The organism is Mesorhizobium sp. M0011, from assembly GCF_040324155.1.
Classification (GTDB): Bacteria; Pseudomonadota; Alphaproteobacteria; order Rhizobiales; family Rhizobiaceae; genus Mesorhizobium.
In genome coordinates this window covers 43,359-66,764 of record NZ_JAMYVQ010000014.1, presented here as the reverse complement: position 1 = coordinate 66,764, position 23,406 = coordinate 43,359, and the positions used below count along the sequence as shown (strand labels likewise).

Sequence of the window (23,406 nt, the reverse complement as noted above, 5' to 3'; positions counted from 1 at the left end):
ACGCTTAACGGAACGGTAGAGCCCCAACGATGTACCAATTCTCCTACGCCGACATCCAGAGCAACTCCGTTGCCGACGCGAAGGACCGCGAGCGGGAGCTTCTGACCCGCTCGATCGACATGCTGGCGGCGGGAGCAGCGGCCGGCCACGATTCGATGGAGGCGATCGAGGCGCTTCACTTCACCAACCGCGTCTGGACCGCCTTCGTCGAGGATCTTGGCTCCAGCGACAACGCCCTGCCCAAGGAACTGCGCGCCAACCTCATTTCCATCGGCCTGTGGCTGCTGCGCGAGGCGGAGGACATCCGTCAGGGCCGCACCAACAATTTCGAAGGGTTGATCGAGGTGTCCCAGATCATCAGGGACGGCATTCAATGACCAACACGCTGAAGATATCGCTCAAGCCGAACGAAAAGATCTACATCAACGGCGCCGTCATCCGGGTCGACCGCAAGGTCACCGTCGAATTGATGAACGACGTCCAGTTCCTGCTCGAAAGCCACGTGATTCAGGCCGACGATGCCTCGACACCGCTCAAGCAGCTCTATTTCATCCTGCAGGTCATGCTGATGAACCCGGCGGGCGCCGCCGCCGCGCGCGACATGTTCCGCCGTTCGCTGCCGCTGCTTCTGGCAAGCTTCGAGGACACCCAGATCTGCAGCGCGCTGAAACAGATCGACCGCATGGTCGGCGAGGATCATATCTACGAGGCGCTGAAGGCGATCCGCGCGCTTTATCCGCTCGAACGCCGCGCGCTGGGTGGTAATGACGATGTTTCGGGTGCCGAGCGCCCGTTGGCTGTGGGAGCACGATACTGATGAACGTGGACATGACGACGACGATTCCGACCGGCGCCAATCAGGCCACGGCGTCGACCTCGAAGACAGCGGTCGACTACCAGTCGTTCCTGAAGCTTCTGATCGCCGAGATGAAGAACCAGGATCCAACCAAGCCGATGGATTCGACGCAATATGTCGCCCAGCTCGCCACCTTCTCTCAGGTCGAGCAATCGGTGCAGACCAACACCAAGCTCAATCAGATCATGCAGTCCTCGGCGCTGTCGCAGGCCGACGCACTGATCGGGCGCTCGATCACCTCCGCCGACGGCCTGACGACGGGCACCGTGGCTTCGGTGCGCCTCGCCAGCAACGGTCTCATCGCCGTGCTGCAGAACGGCACCGAAGTCGCGGTCGGCCCGGGAGTCTCTGTCAAGGCAGCAAGCTGACGCTTTCGGCAGAGAGCCAGTCCCATGAATGAGGCCGACGCTCTCGACATCGTCCAGTACGCGGTGTGGACGGTGCTCGTCGCGTCCGCTCCGGTGGTGCTGGTCGCCATGGCGGTCGGCATCGGCATCGCCCTCATCCAGGCGCTCACGCAGGTGCAGGAGATCACCTTGACCTTCGTGCCGAAGATCGTCGCCATCATGCTGGTGGTGGCGTTGACCGGCCCCTTCATCGGCAGCCAGATATCGGCCTTCACCAACGTCATCTTCGAGCGCATCCAGAACGGGTTCTGAACCTGTTCCAGGAAGGTGTGCCCGCGACATGCCGTTCACCCTGTCTGAAGACAGACGCCGCTGATCCCAGCGGCACCTCCGGACCCACTGCAGGCAAGGCCTGGACCGCCTCTATCCCATTGTTGGACCATGAGCTTTTTTGCCCTTTGCGGCGCCATGCCCTACTTTCGGCAAACGGTCTGCGCAAACGGATTGTCTGACGAGCAGGCACGACATGGCAGGAACCCAAATGATTGACGAAAAGCCGGACAGCGAGAGCGTCTCGGCGCTGGCGCCCTTCCGTCATGGCATTTTCCGCGCCGTGTGGGGCGCAAGTCTCGTCTCGAATTTCGGTGGCCTGATCCAGGGTGTCGGCGCCGCCTGGATGATGACCACGATCGCCACCTCGCCCTATCAGGTGGCCCTGGTCCAGGCTTCGACCACCTTGCCGATCATGCTGTTTGCACTCGTCGCCGGCGCCATCGCCGACAGTTTCGACCGGCGCAAGGTGATGCTGGTCGCCCAGACCTTCATGCTGGTGGTGTCGGTGCTCCTGACCGTGTTCACTTATTCCGGCCTGATCACGCCATGGACGCTGCTTGCCTTCACCTTCCTGATCGACAGCGGCACCGCGCTCAACAGCCCGTCATGGCAAGCCTCCGTCGGCGATATCGTACCCCGCAACAAGGTGCCGGCGGCCGTCGCCCTCAATTCGATGGGCTTTAACCTGACGCGCAGCGTCGGTCCGGCGATCGGCGGCATCATTGTCGCCGCGGCCGGTGCGGCGGCCGCCTTCGCGGCGAACGCGGTGAGCTATATCGGCCTGATCGTCGTGCTGGCGCGCTGGAAGCCGGACGTGCCCATGTCGACCTTGCCGCGCGAGTCGCTGGGGGCCGCCATGGGCGCCGGCCTGCGCTATGTCGCCATGTCGCCCAACATCGGCAAGGTGCTGGTCAGGGGAGCTGCGTTCGGCTTCAGTGCAGGCGCTGTGCTTGCGTTGCTGCCTCTGGTGGCGCGCGATGTCGTCAAGGGCGATGCGCTGACCTATGGCATCATGCTCGGCGCCTTCGGCATCGGCGCGGTCGGCGGCGCCTTGATCAGCGTCAGGCTGCGGCAGCTGCTCTCCAGCGAGACGATGGTGCGCTGTGCCTTCGCCGGCTTCGCCGTCTGCGCCTTCAATGCCGCCGTCAGCCAGCATGCCTGGCAGACGTCGCTCGGCCTGCTTGTCGGCGGCGCCTGCTGGGTGATCGCGCTTTCGCATTTCAACGTCACGGTGCAGATGGCGACGCCGCGCTGGGTAGTCGGCCGGGTGCTGTCGGTCTACCAGACCGCGACTTTCGGCGGCATCGCGCTCGGCAGCTGGATCTGGGGTGTCGTCGCCGATGCGCACGGCGCCGAAACCGCGCTGATCGCAGCCAGCGTCGCCATGCTGGCCGGCGGCGCCATCGGTCTTTTGCTCCCGCTGCCGCAACAGCAGGTGCTCAACCTCGACCCGCTCAATCGCTTCAAGGAACCGCACCTTGCGCTTGACCTGAAGCCGCGCAGTGGTCCCATCGCCATCATGATCGAGTATGTGATCCGGCACGAGGACGAACCGGAGTTCCTCGCCATCATGGCCGAACGCGGCCGCATCCGCCGTCGTGACGGCGCCCGCAACTGGACACTGGCGCGCGATCTCGAGAATCCCACCGTATGGATCGAGCATTATCACACGCCGACCTGGATCGAATATATCAGGCACAATGGACGCATCACCCATGCCGACGCTGTCATCGGCGAACGCGTGCGGGCCCTGCACAGCGGCGACGAACCGCCGCGCGTGCGACGCATGATCGAACGCCCGACCACTGCGGGCACAGCGCTTGTGATGGCCAAGGGACCTATCGAGCATTAGGGCTCCGCAACCGCGCCCCCTGTCGCAGGCACCCCGCTTGGCCCTCCCGTCACCCCTCGCCCGACAGGTCCCGGCGCGCCTTGTCGAGTTCCTCGGCATAGCGCCGCATCAGATGGCCTTCGGTCAACAGGCCCAGCACGATGTGGTCGGTGAAATCCTCGACGACAGCGAGTTCTTCGGCGCCGGCGCGCTGGAATGTTTCCGCGGCGGCCTGCACGTTCATGCTCGGCACCAGCACCGCGTCCTTGTATTTGGCAAGATCGCGCACCGGCACCTCGCCATCGGAAGGATCGCTGTGCAGTTCGGCCACGATCAGCACGCCGACATAGTGGTCGCCCACGTCGACGGCGATGACCCGCTGGGCAGAGCCGAGCGGCACTTGCTTGCGGAAGGCTGCCAGGGTCGTCGAGGCATAGATGGTCTTGATGTCCTTACGCATCATCGAGCCGACTGTGAGGCTGCGCATCCAGCCGACATCGTGGGCGCTGCGGATGGTCTCGCCGCGCAAATGGAAGCGCCATGTCGAGAACGAATAGCCGAAGGTCTCGCGCACCAGGATCGCCGACATGATCGAGGCGGCCAGCACGACGCCGGTCAGCGTCAGGTCGCGGGTCGATTCCAGCGCCAGGAAGGTCATCGTCAGCGGACCGCCGACGACACCGACGGCGAGCGACGTCATGCCGACGACGGCGGCAACAGCAGGGTCGATGCCGGTTGCCGGCGAGACGACGATCATCACATCCGCGAATGCCTTGCCGAGCAGCGCGCCGAGGAATAGCGAGGCGAAGAACAATCCGCCGCGAAAACCCGACCCCAGCGACACCGCCGACGCCGTCAGCTTGAGCACGAAGACGCTGGCCACCACGGCCAGCCCGTAATTCATCGAGAATTCGCGATGCAGCGCGCCATGGCCGCTGGACAGCACTTGCGGGGTGATAAGACCCAGCAGCCCGACGATGACGCCACCGATGACGGGGCGCAGCGCCGCATCGATCGACAGTCTGGCAAAACCACGTTCGATTAACGTCACCAGATGCATGATGGCGATCGAGGCGGCACCGCCGAGCAGGCCGAGCAGCAGGAACGGCACATACTGGCTGGCGGTGAGCGCCGGCAGGCCCGAAAGCTCGAGCGGAAACGGCACGCCGCCGAACATTTCGGCGGTCAGCGAGGCGCAGATCGCGGCTGTCAAGACCGGCGCGACATTGGCGACAGAGTAGATGCCGATGACCAATTCGAAGCCGTAGAAGGCGCCGGTCAGCGGTGCATCGAAGGCGGCGGCGATGGCGCCGGCCGCACCACAGCCGACCAGGATGCGGACATCGTTGCGGCGCAGCCTGAAGATGCCCGCCAGCCGCGATGCCAGCCCGGAGCCAACCTGCGTATAGCCGGCTTCCAGCCCGACCGAGGCGCCAAAACCGCTGGAGATCATCGTCTGGCCGGCGATGATGAAGGTGTCGGTCAGCGACATGCGCCCGCCATAGAGCGCATTGGCTTCGATCGGGTCGATCGGCGTGCGGAATTTCCGTATCCTGAGCCAGACCACCGTCAGCCCCAGCAGCATGCCGCCGATCGCCGGTATCAGCGCCTGCATCGGATTGGCGAGCGAGAACATGCCGGAAAGCCGGCCGCCTGGCTGAACGCCGAACAGCAGCCCGTGCAGGTCCTGCACGATCTGGCTCATCGCCGTGACCAATATGCCAGCCATCACGCCTACGACACCGGCGAGAATGACGACCACGATGCCGCGTGCCTCAAGCAGAGGCAACGACCTGATCAGCACCGCGCGCAGCCGGCGGGCGTAGACTTCGCTGTGGTTTCTGGAAAGCACCGGGGCGGCTCGCCGATATCGAAAGGCAGTGGAAAGCCAGCCTGATACGCCCGGCGGCACGGCATGGCAACCACAATGCCGACAGACACCACATTGGCGACAGCGGGCGCGATATCGATCGGCCGATGGACCGTTCAGGTCGGCATAGGCACGCCGGCTTCATAGAGCACGAGGTTGCGCTCGCCTATGCCAAGCGCCGGCCAGCTCGCACGCCAGTCCGCAATGTGCGCCGAGCGGAAATGCGCATCGAGCGCTGTCCTGTCGCTCCAGACTTCCGTGACCCGGATGAGCCCGGCATCGAAAACATCCTGCGCATAGGAATATTCGAGACAGCCGGGCTCGGCGCGGCTGCCGGAAACCATGCGTTCCATAGCGGGCCTGGCTTCCTCCAATTTGTTAGGCGGCAAGCGGATGGTGCCGATGATCAGAAGCATGGGTTTTCCCTTCTTTGCGAGCCGGCCGACCGGCGACCTGCGCATGATCGTTCGAACTAGCCAGTCTCCCACCCTCGCGCAAGCTTGGCGGGCTACCCTCACAGGGCTGTCGCGCGCTCGGCAGTCTATGGGGTTTGAGGACGATATGGCGATCAGCGAAAGCATTCAGCCCGGCGCGGTGGCCAAGAACGGCCGCGACGTCTTCTTCGCCATCGGCATCGTCATCATCCTGGCCGTGCTGTTCCTGCCGATTCCGGCCTTTCTCATCGACATCGGCCTCGCCTTCTCGATCGCACTTTCGGTGCTGATCCTGATGGTGGCGCTGTGGATCCAGCGGCCGCTCGATTTCTCGTCGTTCCCGACCGTGCTGCTCATCGCCACCATGCTGCGGCTGTCGCTCAACATCGCCACCACGCGCATGATCCTGTCGCATGGCAATGAGGGCACGCATGCCGCCGGCTATGTCATCGCCGGCTTCTCCAAGCTGGTGATGGCCAGCGACTTCGTCATCGGCCTGATCGTCTTCATGATCCTGATCGTGGTGAACTTCATCGTCATCACCAAGGGCGCCACCCGTATCGCCGAAGTCGGCGCCCGCTTCACCCTCGACGCCATCCCAGGCAAGCAGATGTCGATCGACGCCGACCTGTCGGCCGGCATGATCGACGACAAGACAGCGCAGCTGCGCCGCCGTGAACTGGAAGAAGAATCTTCTTTCTTCGGCTCGATGGACGGCGCCTCGAAGTTCGTGCGCGGCGATGCCATCGCCGGCCTCATCATCACCGCCATCAACATCGTCGGCGGCATCGCCATCGGCTACATCAGGCACGGTATGGGCATGGGCGAAGCCGCCGACGTGTTCATCAAGCTGTCGGTCGGCGACGGCCTCGTCACCCAGATCCCGGCCCTGATCGTGTCGCTCGCCGCCGGCCTGCTCGTCTCCAAGGGCGGCACGCGCGGCTCGACCAACCAGGCGGTGTTCGGCCAGCTCGGCGCCCACCCGCGCGCCCTCTATGTCGCGGCATCGCTGCTGGTGCTGCTCGGCCTGATGCCCGGCCTGCCGCTGTTCCCGTTCTTTGCGCTGGCCGCCGGCATGGCCGGCCTCGGCTACGTCATCCCGATGCGCGCCAACCGCGCCGTCGCCGAAGCCGAGGCGATCAAGGACCAGGAAAAGGCGACTAAGGTCGAGGAGGAGAAGAACTCGGTCAAGGCCTCGCTCGCCACCGCCGAGATCGAGCTTTTGATAGGCAAGCAGCTGTCGACAAGACTGCTGACGTCGCATCAGGAACTGGTTTTTCGCATGGGCAAGATGCGCAAGAAATTCGCCACCCAGTACGGCTTCGTGGTGCCGGAAGTGCGTGTCGCCGACGATTTCGCCATCCCGCCGAAGAGCTACCAGATCAAGGTGCACGGCACCGTGGTGGCCGAGTATCAGATGCGTGTCGGCGAGATCATGGTGCTGCTCGGCAATCGCGACGTCCCCGAGATACCGGGCGAGGAAATCCGTGAGCCGGCCTTCGGCATGCGCGCCTATTCCGTCGTCGAAGCCTTTGCCGAGGATCTGAAGCGCGAGAACTACACCTTCGCCGACAACATGTCGGTGCTGCTCACCCACCTCTCCGAAGTCATCCGCAACAACCTGCCGCAGCTTCTGTCCTACAAGGACATGAAGGCCTTGCTCGAACGCCAGGACCAGGAGTACCGCAAGCTCGCCGACGAGATCTGCACCACGCACATCTCCTATCCCGGCCTGCAGGCGGTGCTGAAGCTGCTGCTGGCCGAGCGCGTCTCGATCCGCAACCTGCACCTGATCATCGAGGCGATCGCCGAGATCGCGCCACATGTGCGCCGCACCGAGCAGATCGTCGAGCATGTCCGCATCCGCATGGCCCAGCAGATCTGCGGCGACCTCTCCGAGGGCGGCGTGCTGAAGGTGCTTCGCCTCGGCAACCGCTGGGACCTCGCCTTCCACCAGAGCCTCAAACGCGACGCCAAGGGCGAGGTGCGCGAATTCGACATCGACCCGCGCCAGCTCGAGGAGTTCGGCCAGGACGCCACCAAGGCGATCAAGAAATATCTGGAAGCCGGCGAACGTTTCGTCCTCGTCACCGCGCCCGACGCCCGCCCCTATGTGCGCATGATCATCGAACGGCTGTTCACCACGCTGCCTGTGCTCAGCCACGTCGAAATCGCCAAGGGCGTCGAGATCAAGGTGCTCGGAACCATATCGTGAGCGTGCTTTCGCAAGGCGTCGTCATCGCGGCGTTCCTCGCCTTCTGCCGCATTGGCGCCTGCTTCATGCTGATGCCGGGCCTGTCCAGCGCCCGCGTCCCGGTCCAGGTCAGGCTGTTCGTGGCGGTCGCCGCCACCGGCGGCCTGCTCGCCTTCCTGTGGGACAAGATCTTCCCTTTCGTCGACCCGCGCCCCCAGATCCTGGTGCCGATGATCATCTCGGAACTTCTGGTCGGCGGCCTGATCGGCGCCATGACCAGGCTCTACATGGAAGCCCTGCGCTTCATGGGCTCGGCCATCGCCATGCTGGTGGGCTATGGCGGCAGCGGCGGACCGGCGATCGAGGAGCCCGAACCCCAGGCAGCCCTTGCCGCGATCATCTCGTTCTCGGCGCTGTTGATGCTGTTCGTCTTCGATTTCGACCACGAGATAATACGCGCGCTGGTTTCCTCCTACACGGTCGCGCCGGTCAACATCTTCTTCAACCCGCAGGCAGCCCTTGTCGATGTCACCGACACGGTCTCGGACACGTTCTTCCTGGTCATCCGCCTCGGCAGCCCGTTCGTCGCCTATGCCATTCTCGTCAATCTGACGATCGGCTTCGTCAACAAGCTGACCCCGCAGATCCCCATCTATTTCATCTCCCAGCCCTTCATCATCGCCGGCGGCATGATCATCTTCTATTTCGCCGTCGGCACCATGCTGTCGCTGTTCGTCGACGGCTTCGTCGACCTGACATTGGCGAGGTAGAAATGAGCACGCGCAAGGACCGCCTCAAGAAGCTGGTCAAGGTGCAGGAACAGCTGAAGGCGCTGCACGAAACCCGCCACGCCACCTTCCTTGCGGCGGCCAGTGCCGCCGAGGCCGAGGCCAAGGAACTGGTCGGCCATTTCGACCAGGCCGATTCGCTCTCCGCCCTGTTTCCCGATCTCTACCATCGCCGCATTGCCCAGGCGGTGGTGCGCCAGGAGGCGAACCTGGCGAGCGCCAGGCAGGAAGCCAGCCTCATCGCCGCGGCGACCGCCCGCACCAACATGGTCGAGCGCGCCTACAAGGACGTACGCAACCGCGACGAACGCGAACGCTCCGACCGCGAGCGGCTCGATATCATCGCGCAGAAGCGGACGCAGGAGTAGCTGGGAGATTGTGTGGCGCGAAGCGGACCCTCCAAGGTTCGGCTTTCCCGTAAACGCTTTACAGCCCGGTTTGGTAGCGCTACCGTTTCGGCTAGCGTGAGCCTGGGAGGAGCCAGGGCTGTCGCTAGCGGAAGCGTTGTTCCTTCGACGACGTCGCGGGAATTGTTGGGAGGATCGATGGCGTCTGTCGCAATTGGCGAAGTCTATAAATCATTCGGCGCTGTCGAGATCCTGCACGGGGTCAGCGTGAACATCGAGGACGGCGAGTTCGTCACTCTGGTCGGACCGTCTGGCTGCGGAAAATCAACCCTTCTCAGAATGATCGCCGGCCTGGAAAAGATTTCACGCGGCCAGATCGCGATTGGCGAACGTGTCGTCAACAACGTTGCGCCCAAGGAGCGCGACGTCGCCATGGTCTTCCAGAACTATGCGCTCTATCCACACATGACCGTCGCCGAGAACATGGCGTTCTCGCTGATGCTCAAAGGAGTTTCCAAGCCGGAGAGCGATGCCGGCGTGCGCCGCGCGGCCGAAATCCTTGGGCTGGTGCCGTTGCTGGCGCGCTATCCTCGGCAGCTTTCCGGCGGCCAGCGCCAACGCGTCGCGATGGGCCGCGCGATCGTGCGTGATCCGGCGGTGTTTCTCTTCGACGAACCGCTGTCCAATCTCGACGCCAAACTCAGGGTGCAGATGCGCGCCGAGATCAAGGAACTGCACCAGCGCCTCAAGACCACGACAGTCTACGTCACTCACGATCAGATCGAAGCCATGACCATGGCTGACAAGATCGTGGTCATGCATGACGGCATCGTCGAGCAGATAGGGCCGCCGCTGGAACTCTATGACCGGCCGAACAATCTTTTTGTCGCCAGCTTTATCGGCTCGCCGGCCATGAATTTGCTGAGGGGCGAGATCGCTACCGACGGTTCGCCCTCGTTTCGCGGCGCCGGGGGGATTTCGGTCCCGTTGGCCTCGGCACTTTCCATCCGCAATGGCGAGCCTGTGGTGCTGGGAATAAGGCCAGAGCATTTGCGGCTGTCCGACGAGCAGGGCATTCCGGTCACCGTCGCGGTGGTTGAACCAACCGGGTCCGAAGTACAGCTCATCGGCAGGACAGCCGGCGGCGAAGAGATCGTCGCGAATTTCCGGGAACGACATTCCTTTACGCCGGGCGAAACCATCCGGCTTACGGCCGAGCCCAGCCTCATTCATCTCTTTCACGCAGAAACCGGACAGAGGTTCCAGACACGTACCGATCAGTAGGACCACAGGCAAGGACAACAAACAGGAGGAAACGAGCATGAAGTTCACCAGACGCGACGTGATCCGCACCACCGCCGGCGCGGCGGCGGGTGCCTTGGGAAGTCGGTTCATCAGCTCTCCGGCCCTTGCCCAGGACGGACTGAAATACAAACCCGAGGATGGCGCCAAGCTTAGACTGCTGCGCTGGTCGCCCTTCGTCCAGGGCGACGAGGACCAATGGCTGGCCAACACCAAGCGCTTCACCGAAGCGACCGGTGTCGCGGTCCGCGTCGACAAGGAAAGTTGGGAGGACATTCGCCCCAAGGCGGCAGTCGCGGCAAATGTCGGATCCGGCCCCGACCTGATGTTCGTCTGGTTCGACGACCCGCACCAATATCCCGACAAGCTGCACGACGTGAGCGAACTGGGCGAGTATCTCGGCGCGAAATACGGTGGCTGGCATGATGGACCAAAGCAATATGCGACCCGGGAAGGCAAATTCATCGGCCTGCCACTGGCCACGATCGGAAATGCCATCGTCTATCGGGAAAGCTGGGTGAAAGAGGCCGGCTTTTCGGAGTTTCCAAAGGACACGAAAGGCTTCCTGGAACTTTGCAAGGCCTTGCAAGCGAAGGGACATCCCGCCGGCTTCACGCATGGCCATGGCGTCGGCGACGGCAACAACTATGCTCACTGGCTGCTGTGGAGCCATGGCGGCCAGATGGTCGACGAGAGTGGCAAGGTAACGATCAACAGCCCCGAGACCCTCAAGGCGATCGAATACGCGCAGGAGCTCTACAAGACCTTCATTCCAGGCACCGAAAGCTGGCTCGACGTCAACAACAACCGCGCCTTCCTGGCCGGCGAACTGGGGGTGATCGCCAATGGAATTTCCGCCTACAACACGGCCAAGATCAACAAGGACAAAGATCCAAAGCTGGCTGAAATCGCCAAGGACATACGCACGACCAACCTGCCCATCGGTCCTGTCGGCAAATCCGTCGAATTGTTCCAGGTGACCACGGCTGTCATCTTCAATTACACGCCCTACCCCAACGCGGCTAAGGCGTATTTGCAGTTCATGTTCGAGGAACCGCAAATGAAGGACTGGATCACCTCCTCGGCCGGATATTGCTGCCAGACACTGAAGGCATTCGACAACAACCCCGTATGGACCGCCGATCCCAACAACGCCGCTTACGCCAAGGCTTCGGCTACTCTGCGGCCTAACGGCTATGCCGGGCCGCTCGGCTATGCCTCGGCGGCAACCATGGCCGACTACGTGCTGGTCGACATGTTCGCCAAAGCGGTGACCGGCCAGGCGACGCCGCAAGAGGCAATGGAAGAGGCCGAGAAGCGGGCAAATCGCTATTATCGCGTTTGAGCCTGCTCAGCCGGGCAGCGCGGCTGCCCGGCTGGCTTCGGATTGCGTCGCGGCCGATCCGGCCTATCAATGAGACCTCAGCAGGAGCCAACCCATGGCCATGCCGTCAGCTGCTATCCAGCCGCGATCTTCGATCTTCTCACGGATTCTGTCGCGCTGGAGCGAAAGTCGGAACGCACTTGGCTTCGGCTTCATGCTTCCGGCGGCTGCACTGCTGCTTGTCTTCCTGACCTATCCGCTGGGGCTTGGCGTCTGGCTCGGCTTCACCGATGCCCGCATCGGCCGCCCCGGCATCTTCATCGGCATCGAAAACTATGAATATCTGTGGAGCGACGCCGTCTTCTGGCTCTCCGTCTTCAACACCTTGCTCTATACGATCAGCGCTTCGATCCTCAAATTCGCGCTCGGCCTCTGGCTAGCGCTCCTCCTCAACCAGAACCTTCCCTTCAAATCGTTCTTCCGTGCGATTGTCCTGCTGCCGTGGGTGGTGCCGACGGTGCTCTCGGCCATCGCCTTCTGGTGGATCTACGATTCGCAGTTCTCCATCCTGTCGTGGGCGCTCATGGAAATGGGACTGATCGATCACCGCATCAATTTCCTTGGCGATCCGGAGAACGCACGCGCCTCGGTGATCGCTGCCAATGTCTGGCGCGGCATTCCTTTCGTGGCCATCACGCTGCTGGCCGGCCTGCAGACGATTCCCCAATCGCTTTACGAGGCCGCGACGCTCGACGGCGCCAGCCGTTGGCAGTTGTTCCGCTATGTGACGCTGCCGCTGCTGACGCCGATCATCGCCATCACCATGACCTTTTCGGTCCTGTTCACCTTCACCGATTTCCAGCTGATCTATGTGCTGACTCGCGGCGGGCCGGTGAATGCTACCCATCTGATGGCGACGCTCTCGTTCCAGCGCGGCATTTCCGGCGGCCAGCTTGGCGAGGGAGCCGCGATCGCGGTGGCGATGATCCCGTTCCTGCTTGCGGCGATCCTTTTCAGCTATTTCGGGCTGCAACGGCGTAAATGGCAGCAGGGCGGTGGAGACTGACATGGCCGCGATCGAAACGAACAACCGTCCGAACACGGATGAAGGCGGCATGGGCTATCTCCAGAGCCTGCCCCGGCGCGTGGTCACCGTTTATCTGCCGCTCCTGATCTTCGTCATCGTGCTGCTGTTCCCGTTCTACTGGATGACGATCACGGCGGTGAAACCCAATCTCGAGATGACGGATTATGCCAATTTCAACCCGTTCTGGGTCGTCCATCCGACGCTCGAGCATATTCGATATCTGCTCTTCGACACGTCCTATCCGGGTTGGCTTCTCAACACGATCATCATCTCGACCGCCGCAACTTTCCTGTCGCTGCTGGCGGCGGTTTTCGCTGCCTATGCGATCGAACGCTTGAGGTTTTCCGGGGCGCGGCAGGTCGGTTTGGCGATCTTCCTGGCCTATCTCGTGCCGCCATCGATTCTGTTCATTCCCCTGTCGGTGATGGTTTTCAACCTCGGCCTTTACGATACGCCGTTCGCGCTGATCCTCACCTATCCGACCTTCCTCATTCCATTCTGCACGTGGCTCTTGATGGGCTACTTCCGCTCGATCCCCTTCGAACTGGAAGAATGCGCGCTGATCGACGGCGCCAGCCGCTGGCAAATCCTGACCAAGATAGTTCTGCCGCTGTCGGTGCCTGGCCTGATTTCCGCCGGCATCTTCGCTTTCACCCTGTCATGGAACGAATTCATCTACGCTTTGACTTTTATCCAGTCGTCCGAAAACAAGACCGTGCCGGTCGGCGTGCTTACCGAGCTCGTGCGTTCGGACGTCTATGAATGGGGAGCCCTGATGGCGGGCGCGCTGATCGGCTCCCTGCCGGTGGTGGTGCTCTATTCATTCTTTGTCGAACACTACGTCTCCTCGATGACGGGCGCGGTCAAGGAGTGAAGCTGAGGCGGAAATCGACGATGAAAAAACTGCCCGACAACGCATGGCGCGAGCCGGCAGCTTCGATCCGATCCCCGCACTCCGCTCCCTCTCCTTCCCGCAAGCCTGCCACAAGCTTGTTGAGGCATGGTCTGGCTAAGGAAAACCGGTAAAAGGCGGACTTTCTTGGCGATTTCTCCACCCAGCGACATCGTTATGGATGTGGCCCGAGCCGTCGACCCGGCGGATATCGAGACCGCCCGCGCCGCGCTGGCAAAGCGGGCCGGCGGCGCTGCGGGCACGTTTTCACTCGACACCGCCGCTTCGGTCGATGCCGGCTCGATCCTGTCGCGCGCCACCGCCGACAAGGCCGCCGCTGCAACCGACCCGGCCAACAAATTCAAGAAGTTCGAGGCGATGGTGCTGCAGACCTTCATCCAGAACATGCTGCCAAAGGATACCGAGGGCGTCTACGGCAAGGGCCTGGCCGGCGACATGTGGAAATCGCAGCTTGCCGAGCGGGTGGCCGACGTGATGGCCGAACGCGGCGGCATCGGCATCGCCAAGTCGATGCTTGCCGACCACTATCTCGAAGGCAAGCGCGTGGTTCCGGTCGGTCCGGTTTCGGGCGGGTTGGAAAAGACCGAGATCGACCAGCAAAACAGCCTGTCGACCTCGCTGGTCCACCAATTGCAGCGCAAGGCTGCGGGGTCGATGACCGGTGACGAGACGACCATAAAAACAAATATCAAGATCTAAACGGGAAACGCCATGGCCGACTTTTCGGAATCCACCTCCAACCTGCCAGCACGCACGACCGCGTCGGAAGCGCCGATCCCGTTCGCGCGGCCCGGCAACCTCGCCGCCATCATCGGTCGCATCGAGGAAGTGGTCGAGGAAGAGACCGCCGGTATCCGCAACGCGACCAACTATGATCTCAAGGCGTCGAACGCCCGCAAGAGCCGCTACCTCTACGAGTTGACCCGCGCCATGAAGGGCGGCAGCGAAGCCGAATTCCTCGAACAGCACCGCGAGGGCCTGACCCGGCTGCGCCAGAAGCTGGCGAAGAACGAAGCGGCGATCCTCGCGCATCTCAGCGCGGTCAACGAAGTCGCCAGCCTGCTGCGGCACGCCATCCAGCGCGCCGAGACCGACGGCACCTACTCCGCCGGCGAGTTCGGCTGGATGAAGGCATGATGCCGAACACGAGCGACACTTCGGAGATACTGCCGAAGCAACGGCGCAGTGCCGCGTCGCCTTCGCAAGGGACGGATCAAGGGACTGACAAGAGCCGATGATCAAGGTCATCGCCATCGCCGTCTGGATTTGCGCCGCAACCCTCGGCGCCGTGTTCTATTCTTTCCAGGCGGCCGGCGAGCGCGGTGTCGGCGAAACGCCGAAGCCGATGCTGGGCGGTCTCGACTACGTCAAGACCGACATCATTTCGGTGCCGCTGATCCGCGATTCTGAGATCGGCGGCTATTTCCTGACCAAGCTCGTCTACACCGTCGAACCCGAGCAGATAAAGAAGCTGTCCATTCCGGCCGAAGCGCTGATCACCGACCAGGTCTATTCCTACCTCTATTCCAATCCGCAGATCGACTTCACCAACAAGGCGACCATCGATCTCGATGCCTTCCGCGCCGCAATCCGCGATACCGTCAACGCGCGTGTCGGCGCGCCTTTGGTGCATGAAGTTCTGATCGACCAGGTCAATTTCCTGTCGAAGGACGAAATCCGCGACAACTGGCTGCGCCGCAAGAAAAGCGAAACGGCGACCGAAATGACCAAGGCGTTCAAGGAACACTGAGTTGCCCTGCTCACAGGCCCGGTCACATCGAGCCTCGCCTGCCGTAAGGGCAGGAACCAGCCACCCGAATCCGCGTTGACGTAAACGTCAACCCAAAGCTATATGCGGCAGCGACCGTGATCGCGAAACCGCGGCATGGGCTTCGGCTGGATCGAAGCGCCGTTGCGAGACAGATGCAACCAGACAAGGAGAACAGCGTGAGCGTTCAGGAGATTGCAGAGTAGATCAAGTCGCGGGTGGCCAGCAGCGGGTTCGATCGTTCCGTGAAATTCGACACCGGCAGCGACGGCGTCATCGTCATCGACGGCGCGACCATCTCGAACACCGATGCACCCACCGACTGCACCATCAAGCTCTCGCTCGACGACCTGGATTCGCTGATCGCTGGCGACCTGAACCCGACAATGGCGTTCATGACCGGCAAGATAAAGGTCGAAGGCGACATGACCGTCGCCATGGCGCTCAGCCAGCTGATCGGCTGAAGGCATCCAGCCGCCCAGGCGGCACCCACCAAGCGCAAAAACGCCGCCTTTTCGGGCGGCGTTTTTGCATGAAATGCTGCCGGCTTCGTGTCTCAGGCCGCCGATATCAGTTCCTGCGCCTTCAGCTTGCGGCCGGCCGCCTTCAGCGTGCCGTGCACGCCGTCAAGCGCGCCTTCCACCAGTTCCAGCGCCAGCAGGCGGTGCCGCTCATAGGGTCCTGGCATGGCAAGTGAACCGGTCTTCTCGGCCGAGAAGCCGAAGCGCGCGTAATAGGGCGCATCGCCGACCAAAAGGATAGCGGCATGGCCGAGACGCGCCGCTTCGGCGATGGCATGGCGCATCAGCGCCGAGCCGATGCCGGCATTCTTGAGCGACGGGTCGACGGCAAGCGGGCCAAGCAGCAGCGCGGCCGCACCGCCCTCGCCCAGCCTGACATCCCACAGCCGCACGGTGCCGGCCACGCCGCCCGAAGCATCGCGGGCGACGAAGGCCAGCCCTTCCGAGGGCCGCCGGCCACGCCGCAACTTCTCCGACGACTTTTTCCTGCGCTTCGGCCCCATGGCCCGATCGAGCAACGCCTCGCGCGCCGCAACATCGGCGGCGGTTTCGGCGACCATCCCAAAGGCCGGTGCGTGGCCCCCAATTTCAACTGGCATTTCCATTTCAAATGACATTTCCATTTCCGCAATCCCTGGCGAGCGGAGATCTGTTCCACAGGCGAGCCCGGGTGGACGACAGGCGCCCACCTGGGATGATCTGATCGGCTCTCTCAGCGCATTTTCAGGCGAAGTTGTGTCCGGTTCGCCGTCCGACAATGCGCTGAGGAAGCGCCGTCAGATCACGTAGGATCGGAGAGGCTCGAAGCCGTTGAAGGCGACCGCCGAGTAGGTGGTCGTGTAGGCGCCGGTGCCTTCGATCAGCACCTCGTCGCCGATCGTCAGCGACAAAGGCAGCGGATAGGGCGTCTTCTCGTACATCACGTCGGCCGAATCGCAGGTCGGGCCGGCGAGCACGCAAGGTGCTGTCTCCGTGCCGTCATGCGCGGTGACGATCGGGTAGCGGATCGCCTCGTCCATCGTCTCGGCCAGGCCGCCGAACTTGCCGATGTCGAGGAACACCCAGCGCACATTGTCGTTGGCCGCTTTCTTCGAGATCAGCACGACTTCCGACTTGATGACGCCGGCATTGCCGACCATGCCACGGCCCGGCTCGATGATGGTCTCGGGAAGCGCGTTGCCGAAATGCTTGCGCAGCGCCGAGAAGATCGCCTGGCCATAGGCCTGGGCGGCCGGCACGTCACGCAGATAGCGCGTCGGGAAACCACCACCCATATTGACCATCTTCAAGACGATGCCTTCTTCGGCGAGCGTCGCGAACACCACCTTGGCGTCGGCCAGCGCACGGTCCCAGGCGGTCAGGTCGGTCTGCTGCGAGCCGACATGGAACGATACGCCATAGGCGTCGAGGCCGAGCCCCTTGGCATGGCGCAGCACGTCGACGGCCATCGCCGGCACGCAGCCGAACTTGCGCGACAGCGGCCATTCGGCGCCCTCGCCATCGGTCAGCACGCGGCAGAACACGCGCGCGCCTGGAGCGACGCGGGCGATCTTCTCGACCTCTTCGACGCAGTCGACCGCGAACAGGCGGATGCCGAGCTGGTAGGCGCGTGCGATGTCACGCTCCTTCTTGATGGTGTTGCCGAAGGAGATGCGGTCCGCCGGCGCACCAGCGTCCATCGCCATCTCGACTTCGGCAACGGAAGCGGTGTCGAAGGACGAGCCCATCGCAGCAAGCAGGCGCAGGATTTCCGGCGCCGGGTTTGCTTTCACAGCATAGTAGATCTTGGAATCAGGCAGCGCCTTCTCGAAGGCGCGGAAATTGTCGCGCACGACATCGAGGTCGACGACGAGGCAGGGGCCGGTCGGACGTCGGGTGGCGAGAAAGTCAAGAATGCGCTGGGTGGCCATCGGGGTCTCTCCATCAGCGCCTTTCGGCGCGCAATAAGGCTGCGGGACGCGGGCTGTCGGCCTCGCGAACTCGCGGTGGACAAAGGCGGGACGGAAATTCATGGAACCAGCCGGTGGAGACCCCGGAACCATGAAGCGCCGTCTCGCGGCGGTGAACCTTGGCCTTGCCCGGCCTCGGTTCGCTTTGTCTGCCTTGGCTTGGATGGGAGACCCGTCCGCACTGCCGGCAATGAAGGTGTGCCTCTTCAGTAACCCCGGTTTTTGGACAACCGGCAGAACACCAGAAAGGCCCGCACCGTCGTTGCTTCAAGGTGTCCTCGGGCTGGCGGTTGGCCGCTAGACCGACTGGAGGGGTTAGCTCCAGTTACCTTACCGATTTCCCTCACCATTCGAGGATCGGCGGACACCCACAGGCACGTGCGACTTTGGGCAAGCGCGATATAAGGGCGAAGACTTTCACAATCAATAAAAATCGTATCGCAGGTTGTAAAATTTCTGGCGTCGAACAATGTTGCGGCAACCGTATCCGGATATCGAACGATGACAGGCACGCACGGCCCTCTCAACGCCTTTCTCGATCTTCGCCAGATGCCAGTGGCACATGCCCAGCTAGGCCCGCTGGCCGGCCTGCGGCTGGCCGTCAAGGACATCTACGACGTCGCCGGCTACCGCACCGGTTGCGGCAATTTGCAAAAATTCGCCGAAAGCCACGCAGCCTCGCGCACCGCACCCGCCGTGCAGATGATCCTCGATGCCGGCGCACGCTTCGTCGGCAAGACGCAGACCGACGAGCTTGCCTTCGCGCTGTTCGGCCAGAATGCGCATTTCTCGTTTCCGGTGAACCCGGCGGCACCCGACCGCGTCACAGGCGGCTCCTCATCGGGATCGGCGGCGGCGGTGGCGGGCAGGCTGGCCGATATCGCCACCGGCTCCGACACCGGCGGCTCGATCCGCGCCCCGGCGAGCTTTTGCGGACTGATCGGGCTGCGCACCACGCATGGCCGCATTCCGCTCGACGGCACGATGAAGCTGGCGCCGAGCCTCGACACGTTCGGCTGGTTCGCCGATGACATCGAGACCTACGAAACCGTCGGCAAGCTGCTGCTCGGCCGCGATCCGCACCAGCATGTGTTGGACCGGCCGCTGGCACTGGATTGGCTGGATGGATTGGTCGCCCGCCCGGCGCTTGCCGAATATGGTGAAATGAAGGGGCTGGCGGGCAAGGTCTTCGGCGCGCCGATGACGCCGGGAGTGCGCTTCTCCTCATCTCCCGATGAACTCTACTGGTGCTTTCGCCGGCTGCAGGCCAGGGAGGCCTGGGCGGTGCATGGCGAATGGATCACCAGCGGCGAGCGCGGCCTTGGCCCCGGCGTCGAGGAGCGTTTCGGCTTTGGCCGCGCCGTCGACGACAAGACAGCCCAGGCCGAGAAGGTGCGACGTCTGACCTTTCGCGGCGAACTGAGCGCCCTGCTCGGCAAGAACGGCTTCCTTGTCCTGCCGACGGTGCCTGGTCCGGCACCTTACGTGGACAGCACGCCGGAGCAGTTCCAGGCCTATCGCGAACGGGCGCTCCAACTTCTGTGCCTGGCCGGCCTGTCCGGTTTTCCACAGATCACACTGCCCGTCGGCTCGGTCGCCGGCGCCCCGTTCGGCCTGTCGCTACTTGGCCCTTCCGGCAGCGACATTGCCCTGATACGGCTCGGCCGGAAACTTCTCGACGCGGCACGAAAGGCCTGACCATGGACACACTGACGCGCATGCGTGCCTTCATCGACGTGGTCGAGGCCGAGGGCTTTTCGGCGGCGGCGCGCAAGATCGGCCGCTCCAAGGCCCTGCTGTCGAAATATGTGCGCGAGCTGGAGGACGAACTCGGCGCTTTGCTGCTCAACCGCACCACGCGCCAGTTCTCGATGACAGAGGCCGGCCACACCTATTACCGGCGCGCCTCGGAGATCGTGCGCGAGGTCGACAGCCTGGCCGACGCGGTGCGTGAATCCTCCGGTGACGTGCGCGGCCGGATCAAGCTGTCGGCGCCGCGCACCTTCGCCGATGCGCCGATCGGCCAGTCGCTGATCGACTTCGCCAAGCAGCATCCCGACATCGTCCTCGACATCCAGCTCGACGACCGCTTCGTCGATCTGGTCGAGGAGGGCTTCGACCTTGCGGTGCGCATCTCGCGGCTGGAGAACTCGTCGCTGATCGCCAGGCGGCTGGCGCCGTTTTCGATAAAGCTCTGCGCCTCCCCCGAACTGATCGCCAAGCATGGCATGCCGACACGGCCGCAGGATCTCAGCCGCATGCCTTGCATCGTCGACACCAATGGCCGCGGACTGAACAACTGGCCGTTCAAGGGCGACAATGGCGATCCGGTGAGCGTTTCGGTGTCCGGTCCGGTCGAGGTCAACAGCCCGATGACGGCGAGAGCCGCGGCCGTGGCGGGTCTCGGATTTACCGTCCTGCCGGATTTCATCGCCGCGCCCGACCTCGCGAGCGGCCGGCTGGTGGCGGTGATGGATGACCGTATCCTGTCGGGCGGCGGCATCTTCGCCGTCTACCCGCACCGTCGCTATCTGCCGGCGAAAGTCCGCGTCTTCGTCGACTTTTTGGTGCAGTGGTTCAGGACGCGCGAGGCTGGCTGACCGGCGTCAATAGTCTCGTGGTCCCAATTTCGCCCCCTTTCTGGTAACTCTCGGCAACTCTTCCGAGGCCTATGGACCGAGAATGAATCTGAAACGGCACGCAATCATGCTGGCTTCGGCCTTGGCGGCTACTTTTGCCGCCACTGGACCCGCTTACGTGCATCCGCATGTCTTCGCCGAGGCCCGCCTCGATGTGATTCTCTCCCCGGATCACCAAAGCGTGAAGGCTCTGCGTCATCTCTGGCGCTTCGACGATCTGTTTTCCTCGACCGTGATGATGGAGTTCGACAAGAACTCCGACCTGAAGCTCGACGACAAGGAGCTGAAGGAAGTCGCCGACACCGTTCATGCCTCGCTGGCCGAGTTCAATTACTTCCAGCTCGTCACCGTCGACGGCAAGGATGTGGCGATGACGCCGCCGCCGCATCTGATGGCCAATTTCGACAACGATCAGCTGATCATCCTTTTCGAGTCCGAACCTAAGGTGCCGATCAAGCTCCACGGCAAGATCGATATCGGCGTCTACGATCCGACATTCTACACGGCGATCGACTTCACCGAGGACTCCAACATCACGGTTGAAGGCCTGCCCTCGAACTGCACCAGCAAGGTGGTCCGTCCAGACCCGGACGAGGCCATCAAGGAAAACCAGAAGACCCTCACCGATGCCTTTTTCAATGACCCGACCGGCACCGATATGAGCAAGATCTTCGCCACCAAGCTCGAACTGACCTGTCAGCCAGAAGGATGAAGCCGGTGACGAAACCGTCCCTGCGTTTGGCATTCGGCCTGTTGGCCCTCACTGTCGCAATGATGCATTTCGCCGACGCCGCTCATGCCCAGAGTTCGCTCGGCATCGGCGTCAATGACGGCATGGCGCCCACCACCGGCCCGTTCGCCCACATCCTGATGTGGATCAATCTCAGGCAGCAGGAATTCTACCGCGCGCTGGCGACGGCGATGAAGGCGATGCGCCAGGACGGCAGCAAGATCTGGGTACTCGTCGGCCTGTCCTTCGCCTACGGTATTTTCCATGCCGCCGGCCCCGGCCACGGCAAGGCGGTGATCTCGTCCTACATGGTGGCCAATGAGGTGGCGTTGCGGCGCGGCATCCTCTTGTCCTTCGTCTCGGCGCTGCTGCAGGGCCTGACCGCGGTCGCAGTGATGGGAGTCGCCTACTTCGTCCTGCGCGGCACCTCCGTCTCGATGACGGACGCAGCCTGGTTCATGGAGATCATGAGCTTTGTCTTCGTCACCCTGTTCGGCGCCTGGCTCCTGTGGCGCAAGCTCGGCCCTTCCATCCTGCGCCTGTTTGGCAGAGGACCGGCCTACAGCCTGTCGGCGGCTCACGCCGGCCATTCTCACGCCGGTCATTCTCATGGGGGTCATTCGCATGCCGGTCACTCCCATGCAGCTCACAGCCATTCGGCGCATGCTCATGCGCACGCGCTACACGCGCATGACCATGTGCACGGCCCGTCGCACGATCATCACGATCATGCCGAACACGATCATGAACACCACGATCACGCGGCGGGCAAAGTCTGCGACACCTGCGGCCATTCGCACGCACCCGATCCGGCGCTGCTGTCGGGCGATCGCTTCGACTGGCGCACGGCGTGGACGGCGGTGGCGGCGGTCGGCATCCGCCCCTGCTCCGGCGCGCTGATCGTGCTCAGCTTCGCCCTGCTCAACGGGCTCTGGCTCGGCGGTTTGCTGTCGGTGCTGGCGATGTCGCTGGGAACGGCGATCACCGTATCCGCACTGGCGACACTGGCGGTGACCGCCAAGAACTGGGCGGTCTATTTCGCCGGCGACGGCCGCATGGGCAACCGCATCCACTCGATCGTTGAGATCGGCGGCGCCGCCTTCGTGTTCCTGTTCGGACTGCTGCTGCTGTCGGCAAGCCTGGCGGCAGGCGGATGATGCCCGACGCAGCGAGGCTCGGAGTTTAACCCGCGATCTTGCCGCCGAGCTCATCTTCGATATGAGCGCGGATGATCTCGTCAAAGCTCCTTTCGGCGCTGAAGCCCAGTTCCCTTGACCGCTTTGCCTCGAAGCGCGTCGGCCAGCCCTTGACGATCGCCCAGATCGTGTCATCCGGCTCCTCGCGGATCAGGCTTACCGCCTTCGGCCCGGCGATGCGTTCCAGCGCCTCGATCTGTTCGCCGACGGTGACGGCGACGCCAGGCATCGTCAGGTTGCGGCGTGGCCCGACGGCGCTGCTGTCGATCCCTGCCGCATGGATCAGGAAGTTGACCGCCGAGCGCGGGCTGGCATGCGTGTGCACGACCGAGCGCGGCACCGGCAGGATCGCCTCCTGGCCGCTCAACGGCTCGCGGATGATGCCTGAGAAGAAGCCGGACGCCGCCTTGTTCGGCTTGCCCGGCCGCACGCAGATGGTCGGCAGCCTGATGCCGATGCCGTCGAAGAAACCGCGCCTGGAATAGTCGGCCAGCAGCGCTTCGCTCATCTGCTTCTGGGTGCCGTAGGAGGTCAGCGGCGTCGGATGGAAGTCATCGGGAATGACATCCGGAAACGGCGCGCCGAACACCGCGATCGACGAGGTGAAGACGACGCGCGGCGCAAAGCCCGCCAGCCGGATGGCATCGAACAGGGCGCGCGTGCCGTCGAGATTAACGCGGTAGCCGAGATCGAAATTGGCTTCCGCCTCGCCCGATACGATGCCCGCGAGATGAAAGACGACATCGGGGCGCGATGCGACCAGGCGCTCAGCGGCCCCCGCTTCGGCGAGATCGCCGGTGTGCAGCGTGACGCTGACGCCATCCAGGCTCGGCGCCTGCGGCGGCACGATATCGTGTAAATCGAGCGCGGTGATCTTGCCGCCGCGCAGCGTCCCGTCCTTGGCCAGCCGGGCGATGAGCTTGCGGCCGACCATGCCCGCGGCGCCAGTGATCAGAATGCGCATATCGAAAATCCCT

Annotated in this window: 25 protein-coding genes; 20 read left to right on the top strand and 5 right to left on the bottom strand. The window is 63.2% G+C overall.

Annotated elements, in window-relative coordinates; genetic code table 11:
- Positions 1-29 precede the first annotated feature (29 nt).
- From flaF to NKK51_RS16990, 5 genes are all read left to right on the top strand, one after another.
- The gene (flaF, locus tag NKK51_RS17010; protein WP_352554029.1) at positions 30-377 is read left to right on the top strand and encodes a flagellar biosynthesis regulator FlaF; all 348 of its coding nucleotides are present in this window, start codon (positions 30-32) and stop codon (positions 375-377) included.
- Positions 374-817, top strand: coding sequence for a flagellar biosynthesis repressor FlbT (flbT, locus tag NKK51_RS17005; protein ID WP_023810019.1), 444 nt, complete (start codon positions 374-376; stop codon positions 815-817). Before flaF ends, flbT begins: the two co-directional genes overlap by 4 nt.
- The gene (gene flgD / locus NKK51_RS17000; protein ID WP_013529774.1) at positions 817-1,224 is read left to right on the top strand and encodes a flagellar hook assembly protein FlgD; all 408 of its coding nucleotides are present in this window, start codon (positions 817-819) and stop codon (positions 1,222-1,224) included. Before flbT ends, flgD begins: the two co-directional genes overlap by 1 nt.
- 24 nt (positions 1,225-1,248) lie before the next feature.
- Positions 1,249-1,515 (top strand): flagellar biosynthesis protein FliQ, encoded by a 267-nt coding sequence (fliQ, locus tag NKK51_RS16995; RefSeq protein WP_023810020.1) that lies wholly within the window; start codon positions 1,249-1,251, stop codon positions 1,513-1,515.
- A 229-nt stretch (positions 1,516-1,744) separates the two neighbouring features.
- Positions 1,745-3,388 carry an MFS transporter gene (locus NKK51_RS16990; RefSeq protein ID WP_128303092.1) on the top strand — a complete coding sequence of 548 codons (1,644 nt, stop codon included), beginning with the start codon at positions 1,745-1,747 and terminating at the stop codon, positions 3,386-3,388.
- A 49-nt stretch (positions 3,389-3,437) separates the two neighbouring features.
- On the opposite strand, the gene NKK51_RS16985 is transcribed toward NKK51_RS16990, so the two are convergent.
- Both NKK51_RS16985 and NKK51_RS16980 read right to left on the bottom strand, forming a co-directional pair.
- Positions 3,438-5,219, bottom strand: a complete 1,782-nt coding sequence (locus NKK51_RS16985) for a chloride channel protein (RefSeq protein WP_128303093.1) — start codon at positions 5,217-5,219, stop codon at positions 3,438-3,440.
- Positions 5,220-5,353: 134 nt separating this feature from the next.
- Positions 5,354-5,653 carry a putative quinol monooxygenase gene (locus tag NKK51_RS16980; RefSeq protein WP_128303094.1) on the bottom strand — a complete coding sequence of 100 codons (300 nt, stop codon included), beginning with the start codon at positions 5,651-5,653 and terminating at the stop codon, positions 5,354-5,356.
- A gap of 145 nt (positions 5,654-5,798) precedes the next feature.
- On the opposite strand from NKK51_RS16980, the gene flhA reads away from it, so the two are divergent.
- The 11 genes from flhA (at position 5,799) to NKK51_RS16925 (ending at position 15,858) form a co-directional block, all read left to right on the top strand.
- Entirely contained in the window at positions 5,799-7,886 is a 2,088-nt protein-coding gene (gene flhA / locus NKK51_RS16975) for a flagellar biosynthesis protein FlhA (RefSeq protein WP_352441891.1), read from the top strand.
- Positions 7,883-8,635 (top strand): flagellar biosynthetic protein FliR, encoded by a 753-nt coding sequence (gene fliR / locus NKK51_RS16970; RefSeq protein WP_127290444.1) that lies wholly within the window; start codon positions 7,883-7,885, stop codon positions 8,633-8,635. Before flhA ends, fliR begins: the two co-directional genes overlap by 4 nt.
- Before the next feature lie 2 nt (positions 8,636-8,637).
- On the top strand, positions 8,638-9,021 hold the full coding sequence (locus NKK51_RS16965) for a hypothetical protein (protein ID WP_352554028.1): 384 nt from the start codon (positions 8,638-8,640) through the stop codon (positions 9,019-9,021).
- A 177-nt stretch (positions 9,022-9,198) separates the two neighbouring features.
- Positions 9,199-10,284 (top strand): ABC transporter ATP-binding protein, encoded by a 1,086-nt coding sequence (locus NKK51_RS16960; protein WP_127290452.1) that lies wholly within the window; start codon positions 9,199-9,201, stop codon positions 10,282-10,284.
- Between the two features lie 37 nt (positions 10,285-10,321).
- Positions 10,322-11,647, top strand: a complete 1,326-nt coding sequence (locus tag NKK51_RS16955) for an ABC transporter substrate-binding protein (protein WP_352554027.1) — start codon at positions 10,322-10,324, stop codon at positions 11,645-11,647.
- Between the two features lie 193 nt (positions 11,648-11,840).
- Positions 11,841-12,692 (top strand): carbohydrate ABC transporter permease, encoded by an 852-nt coding sequence (locus NKK51_RS16950; RefSeq protein ID WP_372337954.1) that lies wholly within the window; start codon positions 11,841-11,843, stop codon positions 12,690-12,692.
- Between the two features lies 1 nt (position 12,693).
- The gene (locus NKK51_RS16945; RefSeq protein WP_023810030.1) at positions 12,694-13,587 is read left to right on the top strand and encodes a carbohydrate ABC transporter permease; all 894 of its coding nucleotides are present in this window, start codon (positions 12,694-12,696) and stop codon (positions 13,585-13,587) included.
- A gap of 126 nt (positions 13,588-13,713) precedes the next feature.
- Positions 13,714-14,325 (top strand): rod-binding protein, encoded by a 612-nt coding sequence (locus tag NKK51_RS16940; protein WP_352441887.1) that lies wholly within the window; start codon positions 13,714-13,716, stop codon positions 14,323-14,325.
- Between the two features lie 12 nt (positions 14,326-14,337).
- Positions 14,338-14,763 (top strand): hypothetical protein, encoded by a 426-nt coding sequence (locus NKK51_RS16935; RefSeq protein WP_127290460.1) that lies wholly within the window; start codon positions 14,338-14,340, stop codon positions 14,761-14,763.
- A gap of 97 nt (positions 14,764-14,860) precedes the next feature.
- On the top strand, positions 14,861-15,376 hold the full coding sequence (locus NKK51_RS16930) for a hypothetical protein (protein WP_023810033.1): 516 nt from the start codon (positions 14,861-14,863) through the stop codon (positions 15,374-15,376).
- A 224-nt stretch (positions 15,377-15,600) separates the two neighbouring features.
- Entirely contained in the window at positions 15,601-15,858 is a 258-nt protein-coding gene (locus NKK51_RS16925) for an SCP2 sterol-binding domain-containing protein (RefSeq protein WP_352554066.1), read from the top strand.
- Positions 15,859-15,950: 92 nt separating this feature from the next.
- On the opposite strand, the gene NKK51_RS16920 is transcribed toward NKK51_RS16925, so the two are convergent.
- A complete protein-coding gene (locus NKK51_RS16920; protein ID WP_352554065.1) occupies positions 15,951-16,520 on the bottom strand; it encodes a GNAT family N-acetyltransferase in 570 nt (189 codons plus the stop codon).
- Between the two features lie 171 nt (positions 16,521-16,691).
- Positions 16,692-17,825, bottom strand: a complete 1,134-nt coding sequence (gene odc2, locus NKK51_RS16915; protein WP_023810036.1) for an ornithine/lysine decarboxylase — start codon at positions 17,823-17,825, stop codon at positions 16,692-16,694.
- A 540-nt stretch (positions 17,826-18,365) separates the two neighbouring features.
- Between odc2 and NKK51_RS16910 the strand changes: the two genes are divergently transcribed.
- From NKK51_RS16910 to NKK51_RS16895, 4 genes are all read left to right on the top strand, one after another.
- Positions 18,366-19,562 carry an amidase gene (locus tag NKK51_RS16910; protein ID WP_023810037.1) on the top strand — a complete coding sequence of 399 codons (1,197 nt, stop codon included), beginning with the start codon at positions 18,366-18,368 and terminating at the stop codon, positions 19,560-19,562.
- Positions 19,563-19,564: 2 nt separating this feature from the next.
- Entirely contained in the window at positions 19,565-20,464 is a 900-nt protein-coding gene (locus NKK51_RS16905) for a LysR family transcriptional regulator (protein WP_023810038.1), read from the top strand.
- Positions 20,465-20,546: 82 nt separating this feature from the next.
- Positions 20,547-21,215, top strand: a complete 669-nt coding sequence (locus NKK51_RS16900) for a DUF1007 family protein (RefSeq protein ID WP_023810039.1) — start codon at positions 20,547-20,549, stop codon at positions 21,213-21,215.
- Positions 21,212-22,390 carry a nickel/cobalt transporter gene (locus NKK51_RS16895; protein ID WP_352554025.1) on the top strand — a complete coding sequence of 393 codons (1,179 nt, stop codon included), beginning with the start codon at positions 21,212-21,214 and terminating at the stop codon, positions 22,388-22,390. Before NKK51_RS16900 ends, NKK51_RS16895 begins: the two co-directional genes overlap by 4 nt.
- 25 nt (positions 22,391-22,415) lie before the next feature.
- Here the strand turns inward: NKK51_RS16895 and denD are convergent, their stop codons facing one another.
- Positions 22,416-23,393 (bottom strand): D-erythronate dehydrogenase, encoded by a 978-nt coding sequence (gene denD / locus NKK51_RS16890; protein ID WP_352554024.1) that lies wholly within the window; start codon positions 23,391-23,393, stop codon positions 22,416-22,418.
- Positions 23,394-23,406: the final 13 nt, after the last annotated feature.

Bases quoted from the DNA above. Each gene is read 5' to 3' on its own strand.
- flaF (WP_352554029.1), top strand. From the start codon at position 30: ATGTACCAATTCTCCTACGCCGACATCCAGAGCAACTCCGTTGCCGAC.
- flbT (WP_023810019.1), top strand. From the start codon at position 374: ATGACCAACACGCTGAAGATATCGCTCAAGCCGAACGAAAAGATCTAC.
- flgD (WP_013529774.1), top strand. From the start codon at position 817: ATGAACGTGGACATGACGACGACGATTCCGACCGGCGCCAATCAGGCC.
- fliQ (WP_023810020.1), top strand. From the start codon at position 1,249: ATGAATGAGGCCGACGCTCTCGACATCGTCCAGTACGCGGTGTGGACG.
- NKK51_RS16990 (WP_128303092.1), top strand. From the start codon at position 1,745: ATGATTGACGAAAAGCCGGACAGCGAGAGCGTCTCGGCGCTGGCGCCC.
- NKK51_RS16980 (WP_128303094.1), bottom strand. From the start codon at position 5,653: ATGCTTCTGATCATCGGCACCATCCGCTTGCCGCCTAACAAATTGGAG.
- flhA (WP_352441891.1), top strand. From the start codon at position 5,799: ATGGCGATCAGCGAAAGCATTCAGCCCGGCGCGGTGGCCAAGAACGGC.
- NKK51_RS16965 (WP_352554028.1), top strand. From the start codon at position 8,638: ATGAGCACGCGCAAGGACCGCCTCAAGAAGCTGGTCAAGGTGCAGGAA.
- NKK51_RS16960 (WP_127290452.1), top strand. From the start codon at position 9,199: ATGGCGTCTGTCGCAATTGGCGAAGTCTATAAATCATTCGGCGCTGTC.
- NKK51_RS16955 (WP_352554027.1), top strand. From the start codon at position 10,322: ATGAAGTTCACCAGACGCGACGTGATCCGCACCACCGCCGGCGCGGCG.
- NKK51_RS16950 (WP_372337954.1), top strand. From the start codon at position 11,841: ATGCTTCCGGCGGCTGCACTGCTGCTTGTCTTCCTGACCTATCCGCTG.
- NKK51_RS16945 (WP_023810030.1), top strand. From the start codon at position 12,694: ATGGCCGCGATCGAAACGAACAACCGTCCGAACACGGATGAAGGCGGC.
- NKK51_RS16940 (WP_352441887.1), top strand. From the start codon at position 13,714: ATGGTCTGGCTAAGGAAAACCGGTAAAAGGCGGACTTTCTTGGCGATT.
- NKK51_RS16935 (WP_127290460.1), top strand. From the start codon at position 14,338: ATGGCCGACTTTTCGGAATCCACCTCCAACCTGCCAGCACGCACGACC.
- NKK51_RS16930 (WP_023810033.1), top strand. From the start codon at position 14,861: ATGATCAAGGTCATCGCCATCGCCGTCTGGATTTGCGCCGCAACCCTC.
- NKK51_RS16920 (WP_352554065.1), bottom strand. From the start codon at position 16,520: ATGGAAATGCCAGTTGAAATTGGGGGCCACGCACCGGCCTTTGGGATG.
- odc2 (WP_023810036.1), bottom strand. From the start codon at position 17,825: ATGGCCACCCAGCGCATTCTTGACTTTCTCGCCACCCGACGTCCGACC.
- NKK51_RS16910 (WP_023810037.1), top strand. From the start codon at position 18,366: ATGACAGGCACGCACGGCCCTCTCAACGCCTTTCTCGATCTTCGCCAG.
- NKK51_RS16905 (WP_023810038.1), top strand. From the start codon at position 19,565: ATGGACACACTGACGCGCATGCGTGCCTTCATCGACGTGGTCGAGGCC.
- NKK51_RS16900 (WP_023810039.1), top strand. From the start codon at position 20,547: ATGAATCTGAAACGGCACGCAATCATGCTGGCTTCGGCCTTGGCGGCT.
- NKK51_RS16895 (WP_352554025.1), top strand. From the start codon at position 21,212: ATGAAGCCGGTGACGAAACCGTCCCTGCGTTTGGCATTCGGCCTGTTG.
- denD (WP_352554024.1), bottom strand. From the start codon at position 23,393: ATGCGCATTCTGATCACTGGCGCCGCGGGCATGGTCGGCCGCAAGCTC.